This window comes from Ginsengibacter sp., from assembly GCF_057362405.1.
Map to the genome: position 1 here is coordinate 40375 of NZ_JBMQQG010000053.1, position 12597 is coordinate 52971.

Annotated in this window: 11 protein-coding genes; 5 read left to right on the top strand and 6 right to left on the bottom strand. The window is 38.0% G+C overall.

Features of this window, described 5'->3' with window-relative positions; genetic code table 11:
* The first annotated feature begins 1 nt into the window (after window position 1).
* Window positions 2-370, top strand: a complete 369-nt coding sequence (locus ACO1O5_RS04525) for an ApeI family dehydratase (RefSeq protein WP_486268650.1) — start codon at window positions 2-4, stop codon at window positions 368-370.
* A 432-nt stretch (window positions 371-802) separates the two neighbouring features.
* Here the strand turns inward: ACO1O5_RS04525 and ACO1O5_RS04530 are convergent, their stop codons facing one another.
* The 3 genes from ACO1O5_RS04530 to ACO1O5_RS04540 all read right to left on the bottom strand — a co-directional run bounded on the left by ACO1O5_RS04530 (window position 803) and on the right by ACO1O5_RS04540 (window position 4865).
* Window positions 803-2017 carry a glycoside hydrolase family 172 protein gene (locus ACO1O5_RS04530; RefSeq protein ID WP_486268651.1) on the bottom strand — a complete coding sequence of 405 codons (1215 nt, stop codon included), beginning with the start codon at window positions 2015-2017 and terminating at the stop codon, window positions 803-805.
* A gap of 247 nt (window positions 2018-2264) precedes the next feature.
* Window positions 2265-4373, bottom strand: coding sequence for an endonuclease MutS2 (locus ACO1O5_RS04535; RefSeq protein ID WP_486268652.1), 2109 nt, complete (start codon window positions 4371-4373; stop codon window positions 2265-2267).
* Between the two features lie 81 nt (window positions 4374-4454).
* Window positions 4455-4865: a PPC domain-containing DNA-binding protein gene (locus ACO1O5_RS04540; protein ID WP_486268653.1), complete on the bottom strand. Its 411-nt coding sequence runs from the start codon at window positions 4863-4865 to the stop codon at window positions 4455-4457.
* A 92-nt stretch (window positions 4866-4957) separates the two neighbouring features.
* On the opposite strand from ACO1O5_RS04540, the gene msrA reads away from it, so the two are divergent.
* The 3 genes from msrA (at window position 4958) to ACO1O5_RS04555 (ending at window position 7179) form a co-directional block, all read left to right on the top strand.
* A complete protein-coding gene (gene msrA, locus ACO1O5_RS04545) occupies window positions 4958-5506 on the top strand; it encodes a peptide-methionine (S)-S-oxide reductase MsrA (RefSeq protein WP_486268654.1) in 549 nt (182 codons plus the stop codon).
* A gap of 9 nt (window positions 5507-5515) precedes the next feature.
* Window positions 5516-6199 carry a hypothetical protein gene (locus tag ACO1O5_RS04550; RefSeq protein WP_486268655.1) on the top strand — a complete coding sequence of 228 codons (684 nt, stop codon included), beginning with the start codon at window positions 5516-5518 and terminating at the stop codon, window positions 6197-6199.
* 77 nt (window positions 6200-6276) lie between these two features.
* Window positions 6277-7179 carry an SAM-dependent methyltransferase gene (locus ACO1O5_RS04555; RefSeq protein WP_486268656.1) on the top strand — a complete coding sequence of 301 codons (903 nt, stop codon included), beginning with the start codon at window positions 6277-6279 and terminating at the stop codon, window positions 7177-7179.
* Window positions 7180-7221: 42 nt separating this feature from the next.
* Here ACO1O5_RS04555 and ACO1O5_RS04560 read toward each other — a convergent pair whose 3' ends face one another.
* The 3 genes from ACO1O5_RS04560 to ACO1O5_RS04570 all read right to left on the bottom strand — a co-directional run bounded on the left by ACO1O5_RS04560 (window position 7222) and on the right by ACO1O5_RS04570 (window position 10866).
* Complete coding sequence (locus ACO1O5_RS04560) at window positions 7222-8319, bottom strand: fatty acid desaturase family protein (protein ID WP_486268657.1); 1098 nt, start codon at window positions 8317-8319, stop codon at window positions 7222-7224.
* A 64-nt stretch (window positions 8320-8383) separates the two neighbouring features.
* Window positions 8384-9124, bottom strand: coding sequence for a fatty acid desaturase (locus tag ACO1O5_RS04565; protein ID WP_486268658.1), 741 nt, complete (start codon window positions 9122-9124; stop codon window positions 8384-8386).
* Window positions 9125-9216: 92 nt separating this feature from the next.
* Entirely contained in the window at window positions 9217-10866 is a 1650-nt protein-coding gene (locus ACO1O5_RS04570; protein ID WP_486268659.1) for an ABC transporter substrate-binding protein, read from the bottom strand.
* A 47-nt stretch (window positions 10867-10913) separates the two neighbouring features.
* On the opposite strand from ACO1O5_RS04570, the gene ACO1O5_RS04575 reads away from it, so the two are divergent.
* Entirely contained in the window at window positions 10914-12575 is a 1662-nt protein-coding gene (locus tag ACO1O5_RS04575; protein WP_486268660.1) for a M1 family metallopeptidase, read from the top strand.
* The last annotated feature ends 22 nt before the right edge of the window (window positions 12576-12597 follow it).

The following is a 12597-nucleotide window of genomic DNA, read 5'->3' on the forward strand; positions in this document are numbered from 1 at the left end:
ATTGACTCTCCTAAATGATTTATTCCTGGCGCTTGAAACTTCAGCTTGCGATCTGAATTTTACCACGACTATTAAACTAAACCCGGATCATATCATATATTCCGGCCACTTTCCCGGTCATCCTGTAACACCGGGTGTAATTCAGCTGCAAATAGTTCATGAATTATTGGAAAATTTCTTCTGTAGAAATTTAAAATTAATTTCAATAACAGGGTGTAAGTTTCTTAAAATCCTAAATCCAACTGAAACACCTCAAGTCGATGTTCATATCGAATTTAACGCGGTAGATGAATTGCTAAATATCAAAGCCCGGGGCGAAAATAATTCAGTTATTTTTTTTAAACTAGACGCAATCTATCAGTTCATTTGATTGAATTTATTTCGTATGCAATATTTATTTCTATAATTTTTTTAATACTCACAGCAATATAAGATTTTCGTCTACCCGCATAAGGCCGCAGTAAAAACCACATTTTGTTGCTCTCTTGTTCGGGAACTCTTGCTACCTTCTTGCTACCACGTTGCTAGCCGCAGCAACACGCCTGCAACAAAACAACAGGAAGACAGCCACCAATCAATAAGGAAACAGCCGGGAAGCCCTTATCTAATATTGCATCTCCCTTTCAGAAAACAGAATGGGAAAGCTTGATTCTATAAACTGAGTGCTGATACTGAAAATCTGCGTACTGACACGAAGCTTGTTGTTGAAACGCCGTACGGCAACAATACGGAAGCAATCCATTTAAAAAAGAGTCGTTTGAAAGGAATCCCTGGCCGCAAATCCAAAACACTCAACCAATCTTCATTCCTTATTATTAAGATTATAAACCCTCAGTTTAACTGGTTGTATCACCGGCAATTCATCAGACGGTGTATGCAAATAAAAATATGCCGTGGCGCAAACATCATCAGAGCGATAAAAATTTGTCCAGCCTTTGGGTGAAGTATTATTTAATTGAAGCGGATAGTTCTTATTATACTGCGGGTACAGCTTTCCGTTATCTGTTGACACAACAATTAACGGCGCATTATTTTTTTGATAGGCGGCAACGCTGTCTGTGGCAGCGCCGCCAATCTGCTGCAGAGCAACCATACATCCTGTTTTAAAATAAACCGGGTCGGGAATATGAAAGCGGTAAAATGCATATTGTAGCAATGAATCACTGGCAATCGTGCATCCTGCATATTGATTGATGAATTTGCTTTGTCCCCACGCAGAACCTATAAAATCCTCTGTTCCTGTTCCGTTGAGCGTTGGATATTCTTTGTCTCCATCCAGGTACATTTTCACTTCACCTTCACCAAACCATGAGGTGCCATATAAAGGATTTGCATTAACGCCGATGCTCGCTCCTAAAAATCTACCCTTCCCATTTATATGCGGCAGCAATTGAAAATCCTGGGACGGTGTGGTGGCCGTATCCCTGTGCCAGTAAGCATGAAAATATAAATAATCGTCGTTCCATGTTTTCAATACACTATAGTCAACATCAAAAAAAATGTTCCGTAAGGTTTTATCGGATTCGTTGGTAACAACAATTTTTGCAGCTTTCTTAAAAGGCATCGGGATAAAACAAACAAACGAGCGCCCTTCCCCTGTTGTAAATAAAGCATTTTCATACGTTACCGTTTTGCTTAAACCCAATCCAAAGAAATCGCCGAAAGGCACAGACACAGCAGGTTTCGTTTCATTGTCCCAAAACATTTCAATCTTTAAAGACCGGAGCATCTTGGGTGAACGGTCATTAATGGTGATCCATATCCTGTTAATAATTCCGGGAGATTGAATAGTAAGCAAGTTATAAGACTGGCCGGCAGCAATAGTATCATACGGATGTCCTTTTGCTTTATTATTTTCTTTACCGCCTTCTCCTTTGATGCCATTTCTGTTTTCAGGGCTACTCCATCGTGTTGAACTGTTGGTATCAAATTCAAAAAGAGATTTGCCAGTTAGCGATTGCGCAAAAGAATTTACAGTTAAACCAAAAAGAAAAATGAACACGCAAACGACTTTCATAATAATATGAGTTTTACAATTATTTGGGTGGGTTCTTAATTTAGGTCTCAATCAATAGCCCCGATCGTTTAGGCCGGGGATAAAGAATTTTTTGTTTTTGGCTTTAGCCCAAAATCTATCCGGTGTTCTAGTTATTTGGCTAAAGCCGTTAAACCCTTCCATATTACCCCGACCTAAAGGATCGGGGCAATTAAGAACTCTGCAATGTGATGAATTTTGCGGACAAAACATCAACCGGTGCTTTGTTTTATAAACTCTCAGCGACCTTATCTTTCACAACTACGAGGTCTGTTACATCAACCGTTATTGGTACAACGCCAACCTGTACAATAGCCTTCTTACCGCGAATTTTAGTAACAACGCCTACCTGTCGGTTAGCAATCATTTTTACCTTATCGCCTTCTTTAACAGGCTCTGTTGTTTCAATATATTTCTTATCAATTTTCTGCTGCTGCCGCTCAACCACCTGCTTTTCCCTTTGTTTGAAAAGAAGTGACTGAATCATTTTGATCAAAGAATTTTTGTCCTCTGTTTTTCTCCATTCAATCACAATCGCTTTAAGCTTTCGTTCCATGTCTTTCAGGTACGCCAGCTTTTCTTCACTTATTTTATTCTGATGTTTTAATAATTCAATTTGTTGTTGGTGCTTTTCGCGGGTGATGACATGTTCGAACTCCTTCTTCAGTTTTTCATTTTCTTGTAGGAGCCTGTCAAGATTTTTTCTTTCTGCCTGCACCTGTTGCAAATCCTGTTCCGTGCGGTTCAATAATTTATCAAGACTAAAATGATTTTCATCAACCAGTTTTCTTGCTTTATTAATAAGGGAAGGATGCAATCCAATTCGTTCTGCAATAGAAAAAGTGTAGGAACTGCCGGGCTTTCCAACAATTAGTTTGTACAGGGGTTTTAGATTCTTTTCGTCAAAAGCCATGGCCCCGTTCATAATTCCCTGCACCTTATTGGCCATTACCTTTAGATTCAGATAGTGCGTTGTAACGATTCCAATAGCATGTTTCTTTGCCAGCTCTTCCATAATGACTTCGGCAAAGGCGCCACCTAAATTAGGATCGCTGCCACTCCCGAGTTCATCTATAAAAAACAAGGTTTTACCATTCGCATTCTCCATGAAATATTTCATGTTCATTAAATGCGACGAATAGGTACTCAATTCAAATTCGAGGCTTTGGGTATCGCCAATGTGTATCATCAGTTGCCGGAATATACCAAACTCACTCTCAGGGCTACACGAAACCAGCAAACCACTTTGCAACATCATCTGCAAAAGCCCCGCTGTTTTTAAGGTCACTGTTTTACCGCCTGCATTAGGGCCACTGATAACCAGGATTCTGTTAGCATCATCCAGGGTAAGATTTACGGGAATGGTTGGCTTTTGTTGTTTTTCGTTATAAATAAACAACAAGGGATGACAGGCATTAACCAGTTTTAAAAAAGCTTTGTCGTGCACTGCCGGCATGTTGCCATTATATTCCATGGCAAGCCTGGCTTTGGCACGTATAAAATCATATTCACCAAGAATAGTATGATAAATGCTCAGCAGTGAATGGTATACACGGATGTTTGATGTGAGTTTTTGCAGTATTTTGTATACCTCCTTGCGTTCGTCATTCTCCAAAGAAAATATTTCATTATTTAACCCGGTTGTTTCTTCAGGTTCAATAAAAGCTGTGCGGCGGCTGTCGCTTTCACCGTGGAGAATTCCTTTGATCATCCGCTTCTGTTCAGCAAAAACAGCGAGTACCCGCCTGCCGTTCATGAAGCTTTCTTCAATTTCAGCCAGGTAACCTTGTTTGTTCAGCCTGCTCACAATGCGATCAAAAAGCCGGCGTAATTCATTTCTCTTTTTATACAAACGCATTCTTATATCAGCAAGTTCTTCGGAAGCGGTATCTTTTACATTGCCATCTTCATCCAACACTTCATCAATCAACTGCCCGATTGTCTTTTCAAAATAAGTTTCGCCAATCACTAATGCAAGGAAAGGAAATGCAATCCGCCGGTCATTATCAAACCAGCGAAATATTTGCTGAATGGATGTGGCCAATTTTTTAATTAATAAAAATTGATTGCCGGCCAGAACAGATCCCTCGATGCCCAGCAGTTTGAGTTCCTTCGAAAGATTTATCACGGCATCATCCGGGAAGTGAAGGTGGTTTTGAAAAAATAATTTGTATTCATAGGCCTGATGAAGTTCAGGCTCAATAAATTCTTTCCTGGTATGGATACGTAAATTTTCAGATTTGGATCTTGCGTATTCGGTTCTGCAATTCCCTGCCAATAAATTTTTTATTTTATCAAACTCAAGTTGCTGTATAGCAGAAGAAGGAAATAATTTCATGAATTAATTAATCAAGCCTTTTATATGAAGCAAAAATAATCATACGAAAATCAACAAGTAAAGAAAAAGTAATGCCACAATTTATCTTTGCTTCAATTGCAATTCTTTCCAACCGGTGGCCTCGTCTATTTCCCTGTTAAAAATATATTTACCCGATTCAGTTAACACTATTTCGGCAGTCGTATAAATAATACATCTCTTCAACAAATGGCCGCCAATAGTTATTCCTTTATCGTCAGCTATCCCTATATGAAGATGACATCCATTGACCGAAACGGTTCCCGAAAGACTGATAATTTCAAAGAAACCGTCGCTGGCTACAGGGTTCTTTTGGTTAGCCAACCGGATTGAGTAAGTTGTAAGGCTGCCCACGCAGGTAACGATCCATCCGGCTTCAATTTTATTTTCATTAACAAATCTTTCTATTGATAATCGCATATCATCACCCGGCATCAATCTAAGTGCATAAGAAATATCGTTTGTATTATTCATCGTTTTGGTTTACCAGGTTTATTTGTAATAAGCACAACTTATCTTTGTTATTACAATTAGTTTTAATAACCAGTATAAAGTAAACGAATTTTATGGCAGATAATAAAAATATTGAATTAGCCACTTTTGGAAACGGTTGTTTTTGGTGCACGGAAGCGGTTTTTCAACAATTGAAGGGTGTTGAAAAAGTTAGCAGCGGCTACAGCGGGGGACATGTTGAGAACCCAACCTACGAGCAGGTTTGCGGTAAACAAACCGGGCATGCTGAGGTGCTGAGAATAGAATTCGATCCTTCAATAATAAGCTATGATGAATTATTGGAAGTGTTCTGGGCTACCCATGATCCTACCACGTTAAACAGGCAGGGCAATGATATAGGCCCGCAATACCGTAGTGTTATTTTTTATTATACCGAAGAACAAAAAGAAAAGGCCGAAAAATATAAGCAGGAACTGGAAAAAAGTGGCGCATTCGATAAGCCCATCGTAACAGCCATTGAACCTTTAACTAATTTTTACCCGGCGGAAAACTATCACCGCGATTACTATAAAAATCATAGTTCACAACCGTATTGCTATTTTGTTATAAAACCAAAGATGGATAAAATAAAAAAAGTTTTTGCCGATAAACTCAAACCTTAAAAGCCTTCGATGAAATATTTACTTACGTTATTATTTGTTGCTGCGGTTAATACATTTTGTTTTGCGCAAAAATTTTCTACGTCTATCGTTGGTCAGTTATCTATACCTCAGAACGATTATAAAGAAGTAAACCCTGATGCCGGCTATGGATTGCGTGCGAATGTCTTGTTCCGTCCCAGTTATAATACGCCGGTAAAATTTGGAATTGAATTAGGTATTCAGGAAAAAGCAAGAGCCAATCAATATTTTTCAGGTTATTCTTACGGATACTACAGCGACTTCCAGGTTAGTGCCACTAGCGATATATTTTCGTTAATGTTTGTTACAAGAATCCAATCTTCTGAACCGCATTTTATTAAACCCTTTGCAGATTTTACTGCCGGATGGAATGTGTTTTTCTCGACAGTGAGTGTAGATGAACTTAGCTATTACAGCACTTACAGCCCATCTTATTCGAACTCATCAAAAGCGAATTGGGCCTTTGCTGTAGGTGCTGCCGGAGGCATCGACATATCATTAAACAGGAGAGATGCGTTGGGGCTGGAGTTGAAAGTTGCCTACCTGATAGGGTCTTATACCAACTATCTTACCGATCCATACATTGATGGAAGCGGAAATGTTTCATTCCAGCAGAACAGCTCAAAAACCAACATGCTTATTCCACAAGCCGGTATAAGAATAACAATTCAATAATATATTAAAGAGTTATAAAAACTGAGCCGATATGGGATCGTTGTGATATATTGCAGCCTCAATAAAAAAAATTCTTAATGGCAAATAAAAACGATCTTGATTTCACCTACACCACCATCGATGAAATATTTCGTCTAAGCATGGGCGAAAGTGCGGACTATAGCGGAGCAATGTTTAATGGTGATTTTTCCATGACTATTGAAGAAGCACAAAAAAATAAGCACAAATTTATTGCAGATAGCCTTGGCATAAAAAGCGGCACAAAGGTTTTGGACATGGCATGTGGTTGGGGACCGTTCCTCACTTACATCAAGGGGCGTGGCGCTAATTGTATGGGCGTTACTTTATCATCCGGGCAGGCGGCGGCATGCGTAAGAAATGGCCTGGATGTTCGTATACAGGATTGCAGAGCAATTACGCCGGAAGATTTCGGTTTATTTGATGCAATTACCTGCATTGGTGGTATGGAACATTTCTGTTCAATCGAAGAATATAAAGCCGGAAAACAAGATGAAGTGTATCACAATTTTTTTAAAGAATTAAATGACCTTTTACCGAAAGGAGGAAGATTTTATATGCAGACGATGGTGTTCAGTAAGAATATGATGCCATTGGAAGATGTAAGTGTAGACGCACCAAAAGATTCGCCCTCTTATGCAATGGCTTTGATGGTAAAACAGTTTCCGGGATCATGGTTGCCTTATGGCGAAGGGCAGGTAATAAAGAATGCCGAACCTTTTTTTAAGTTAATTTCCAAAAGCAGCGGCAGGCTGGATTATATTGAAACGATCAAGAGATGGCGCATTAAATTCAGAAAATTTAACCTGAAGAAATATGCGTTATATGCTTCGCTGATTCCTAAATTTTTAACCGACAAAGAATTTCGCCACCAGGTACAGGTATTTAAAATAAGTCCAAATAAAGTTTGTTTCGAAAATGAAACGATGGATCACTTCAGGTTGGTGTTCGAAAAGATATAAGTCTCTGTAGGGATATCATTGAGCGAAAATATAGCCGATACATTAAACCGCAATTGTAACCAATTCATCTTTCCCAAGCTTTTTCAAAAACCGGATGTGAGACATGATAGCTCCTCTGAAACTTGGATTTGAATTGTAACGAAGTTTATATTCTTCAGCTGTTTTCTTTACGATTACCGAAATTGGTTTGTAATGAACATGGCAAATACGTGGATATAAATGATGTTCTACCTGGAAGTTTAAACCGCCGCAAAAAAAACTTAATACATTATTTTCCCGGCCGAAATCTGCCGTTGTATATAATTGATGTATCGCCCAGCAGTTATCGATATTACCTTGCTCGTTGGGTAAAGGAAAACTGGTTTCTTCAACAACGTGAGCCAGCATAAAGATGACGGCCATCGTAATTCCTTCACAAAAATGCAAAGCAAAAAATCCTAATAATATTTGCCACCAGGTGGCATGAATTAATATTAGTGGAAGCACCAGGAATATGGTATAATAAACAGCTTTAAAAAAGAACAAATTAAAATATTCAATTGGCGGGTGCTTTTTATTTTCATAATTGCCAATCTTCTTTTTAAAAAATTTTTTATAGTCTTTAATAAATACCCATACGAGGGAACCAAATCCATAAAACAGAAATGCATACCAATATTGATGACGATGTATTTTCATTAACTTTTGATGAGGACACACCCTGAGCAATGGTACTGATTCAATATCTTCATCATGCCCGTCAATATTAGTATAAGTATGATGAACGATATTATGCATGATGCTCCATAAATAGGCATTTGCCCCAATAATATTGAAAGTATATCCTAAAATTTTATTAACTGATTTATGCCGTGATAAAGAACCGTGAATGGCATCATGCGAAATATTCAGTCCCACAAAAGCGGTAAAAAACCCGAGAATGATCCACAATAGAAATTGAATAGCAAGCGGATTGTGACCTAATATTAATGTTAAGTACGCCGTTGTTAAGACAGTCAAATAAAAGAAGGTTTTAAATACCATGACCCAATTGGCATTTTTTGAAATTTTATTATCAGTAAAATATTCATCCACTCGTTTGTTAAGTGTTGTATAGAAGTCGAGGTCCTTGGTTTTAGCAAATCGTATTTTGTCGGACATTGGTGATATTGGTTTTTATTTTGATTTGGATAGCGTGTAGGTGATAAATTGTGGAGGATTTTATTTAGGCGGTTACTGGTTTTAATTTGATTATTCCATAGTGTTGAAGCCCCGTCATAATGATATAGGTGCTGTCAAATTCGTACCATCTCCTGGCAAAATTTGGATCAGCCTTCTTAAAATGATGATTATTTTGAAATAGTTCTCCCATCATAATAAATCCCCATGGCGTAGTATTGCGGGAGTGGTCTCCATTGCTATAATTGGCATAACCAAGCTTATGGCCAAACCAGTTTACAATAGCACCCTGAATGGGGCCCATAAAAAAATGAACCGGGAGCAACAGGAACCACCAAAGGCTCGGAGCAAAAATCATATAAAGTGTTATGTAGCCTAAAGCAAACAACACCCTTGTGATTATATGGTTTCCAATTTTATCTAACCGATCCCAACTGGGAATATATTCTTTTGTGAATTGTGGGTCAGGAAGTTTTTTGCCGGAATGAAACTCTTCAAATAGTTTGTATGTGTGCCACATCATTCGCCAGATATCTTTGAAGAAATGTGGTGAATGGGGATCCTGTTCTGTGTCGCTGTATGTGTGATGCATCCTGTGCATTACCGCATACGCTCCGGGTACAAGATAAGATGAGCCTTGCGTGACAAAGGTCATAAAATAAAAAACCCTTTCCCATCTTTTTGATGTTGTATACATTTGATGAGAAGCATATCGATGCAAAAAAAATGAGTGGAAGAATAACGACAAAAACCAGTGAAGAAAAAAAAAGCACAAAATAAAGAGCATTCAGAAAAAATTAAATAGTGGCGGAAAGTTGTAAGCTAAGCTTAATTATTGGTAACGGGCTGGAATATTCGAAGTTTAACTTATAACAAAAATTAATCAACTAACCGCACTTTTCTAAGTTCAAGTAGATTAAGGCTATTAGGTATTAAGTTTTTTACGTATGGCTGCAAAAGGTGGATAACCATATCGTACCAGAGAGGTACAACCGGTGCGTCTTTTATCATTAACTGATCAGCCTGTTGATTTATTTTATAACGCAACGAATCATTTTTCTCCGCCAGGGATTGCTCATACAATTTATCAAAAGCAATGTTTTTATAACGTGTATAATTAGGTGGTGCAGGATTTTTTCCGTAAAAGACACTTAGAAAATTTTCTGCGTCTGGATAATCAGCTATCCAGCTTCCGCGAAAAAACAATGCATCTGACTTGGCGGTTTCTTCCAATAATAAACTTTTCTGCACCGTCTCTACCTGTATCTTAATACCAACCTGTTGTAATTCATTGGCAATATAACTGCCAATTTCAGCATATATGGGAATAGTAAGTAATTTTATCGTTGGTAATCCAACTCCATTGGGGTAACCAGCTTCTTTGAGCAATTGCAGCGCTTTGGCCGGATCATAACGGTAACCAATAACCGCAGTAGAATCAAATGACGGAAGGCCTGCAGGAATAAACCCGCTTTCTGCCGGAGTTCCAATTGAATTGCGGATATACAACATCATCTTTCTCCGATTAAATCCGTAATTAATAGCCTGTCGTATTTTCAAATTTCGAAGCGGAGAATTTTTCACGATTTCCAGCGACGTGTCATTTAAAATTCCGAGATATTCAATATTGAGGTAAGGATGTTTCTCGAGAATGATTTTACCTTTCCATTCTTTACGCAATGATCCTTCTTTCGTAATTACTTCATCTTTAAAGGATGCATCGATATCATTAATAAAATCAAGCCTTCCCTGTTGGAATTCCAAAAACTCTGTGGCCTTATTTTCAAAGAAAGAAACTTTAATGCCATCAAGATAAGGCAGCCGGTTTCCTGCGCTGTCTTTTTCAAAGTAGTTTGGATTTTTTTTGAGAATCAACGCTTGTCCTTCTTCCCAGGCAACATATTGAAAAGGACCGGTGCCACAGGGATGCCTGCGAAAATCTTTCCCATATTTCTCCACAACCTCTCTCGGTATAATGGAGCAATATTGCATGCTTAAAATACCGAGTATCGGGTGAAAGGGCGCCACTAATTTCAATTGAAAAGTGGTATCATCAATGGCGGTAAACGGATGTAATGTATCTACCCTGCTGTTAAAAATCCATGCCCCGCTGCTGGCTGTGCTCTTATCAATAATTCTGTTAAAACTATATACAACATCATCTGCAATCATCTTTCTTCCTTTGCCATTTGGAAAGGCATCATTATCCTGGAAAAAAACATCATCACGCAAATGAAAAGTGAATGTGAGATTATCCGGTGAAATATCCCAGCTTTTGGCGAGTGATGGAATTAAATGCAGGCTATCATCAGTTTGAATAAGTGTGTTATAAATTTGATGCACTGCCCAGATGATAGATTGATTTTTTGCAAATGCGGGATCGAGCGTAGCAATACCTGATTGCTCATTGTAGTGAAAAATATTTTTATCTCTTTTATGTTCTTTGCACGATGAGAAACTCAGCAAGGAAATAGTTATTAAAACAAGATGAACATTTCTCTGTAATAAATTTATAAGTGGCAAAGGCATTCGGGTTTTTAACTCCATCTTTGTTTTAGAAAAAATAAATTTAGTAAATGAAAAAGACAGTCAGCCTAATTTGTTTAATGTTCATTTTTTTTAACGCTTCATTTGCGCAGCTATATAAGCATGCAGATACATTGCGTGGAAGTAACGGGCCAGGAAGAAGTTGGTGGGACGCTACGAAATATGATTTGCATGTAAAATTTAATTTAGAAGATAGTACCATAAGTGGATGTAATATTATTTCATTTAAAGTTTTGAAACCTGGTTCAGTTATGCAAATTGATCTGCAAGAGCCGATGGTAATTGATAGTATTATCACCCATTTTCGTTTTGAGCAAGGTACTGCCGTTATGAAAATTCACGACAGTTGTATTAAGAGGGATGGAAATGTTTTTTTAATTCACTTCTGCGAATATCATCCAGGTGTTAATCATCCCAACAAATTATTTATATACTACCATGGCAAACCACGTATCGCAGTCAAACCACCATGGCAAGGCGGTATCACCTGGGCAAGAGATAAACAAGGCAATCCATGGATAACCATTACTTGCCAGGGTTTGGGCGCAAGCGTTTGGTATCCCTGTAAAGATTACCAGGGTGATGAGCCCGATAGTGCTGAAATGCATATCACAGCTCCATCAGATTTAGATGCTATAAGCAATGGAAGACTGAGAAGCAAGTTTAATAACAACGATGGAACTACAACAACTACATGGGCGGTTGTTAATCCTATTAATAATTATGACTTCATTCCCTACTTGGGCAAATACACTCATTTTGGAGAAATATATGATGGCCTGAAAGGCCCATTAACTATGGATTACTGGGTGCTTGATTCAGATTTGGTAAAAGCCAAACAACAATTTAAAGAAGCGCCGCGAATGATGAAGGCATTTGAACATTGGTTTGGCCCCTACCCTTTTTATGAAGATGGTTACAAACTCGTGGAAGCGTCGCACCTGGGCATGGAACATCAGAGTGCAGTAGCTTACGGCAATCATTTTCTTAATGGATATCTAGGTAAAGATCTTTCAGGAACCGGCGTTGGCCTTAAATGGGATTTTATAATTGTACATGAGAGCGGGCACGAATGGTTTGGAAACAACATCACTTCAAAAGATATTGCTGATAGTTGGATACACGAAGGATTTACCAATTACAGCGAAACGCTTTTCACTGAATATTGGTTTGGTAAAGAAGACGCAACAAAATACATTGTCGGCATCAGGAAAAATATTGAGAATAAAGAACCCATCATCTCACCGTATGGGGTAAACGCAGATGGGCCGATAGATATTTATTACAAGGCATCGAACATGCTGCATACCATTCGCCAGGTAATAAATAATGATTCATTGTTCAGAAATATTTTAAGAGGATTAAATAAGACATTCTATCATCAAACAGTTACCAGCAAGCAAATTGAAGACTATATTAGTAAGTCATCCAAAATAGATTTCTCCAAAGTTTTTGATCAGTATTTACGTACTATTAAAATTCCAACATTGGAGTATTCCATAAAAAACGGTATTCTTTCCTATGGCTGGACTAACGTTGTTCCCGGGTTTAATATGCCTGTAAAAATCTATAATGCTAAAGGAGGACTTCAGTTCATCTATCCAAAAGAAAAGTTGCAACAGTTAAAATGGAACATTGCGCGACTAAAAGTTGACGAAAATTTTTATATCTATACAAATCAAATTAATTAAAATAATTTAGTGCCTTAAACTC

Excerpts from the sequence above, each read along its gene's own strand:
- ACO1O5_RS04535 (WP_486268652.1), bottom strand. The coding sequence starts at position 4,373 with ATGAAATTATTTCCTTCTTCTGCTATACAGCAACTTGAGTTTGATAAA.
- msrA (WP_486268654.1), top strand. The coding sequence starts at position 4,958 with ATGGCAGATAATAAAAATATTGAATTAGCCACTTTTGGAAACGGTTGT.
- ACO1O5_RS04560 (WP_486268657.1), bottom strand. The coding sequence starts at position 8,319 with ATGTCCGACAAAATACGATTTGCTAAAACCAAGGACCTCGACTTCTAT.
- ACO1O5_RS04540 (WP_486268653.1), bottom strand. The coding sequence starts at position 4,865 with ATGAATAATACAAACGATATTTCTTATGCACTTAGATTGATGCCGGGT.
- ACO1O5_RS04555 (WP_486268656.1), top strand. The coding sequence starts at position 6,277 with ATGGCAAATAAAAACGATCTTGATTTCACCTACACCACCATCGATGAA.
- ACO1O5_RS04570 (WP_486268659.1), bottom strand. The coding sequence starts at position 10,866 with ATGCCTTTGCCACTTATAAATTTATTACAGAGAAATGTTCATCTTGTT.
- ACO1O5_RS04530 (WP_486268651.1), bottom strand. The coding sequence starts at position 2,017 with ATGAAAGTCGTTTGCGTGTTCATTTTTCTTTTTGGTTTAACTGTAAAT.
- ACO1O5_RS04575 (WP_486268660.1), top strand. The coding sequence starts at position 10,914 with ATGAAAAAGACAGTCAGCCTAATTTGTTTAATGTTCATTTTTTTTAAC.
- ACO1O5_RS04550 (WP_486268655.1), top strand. The coding sequence starts at position 5,516 with ATGAAATATTTACTTACGTTATTATTTGTTGCTGCGGTTAATACATTT.
- ACO1O5_RS04565 (WP_486268658.1), bottom strand. The coding sequence starts at position 9,124 with ATGCTCTTTATTTTGTGCTTTTTTTTTCTTCACTGGTTTTTGTCGTTA.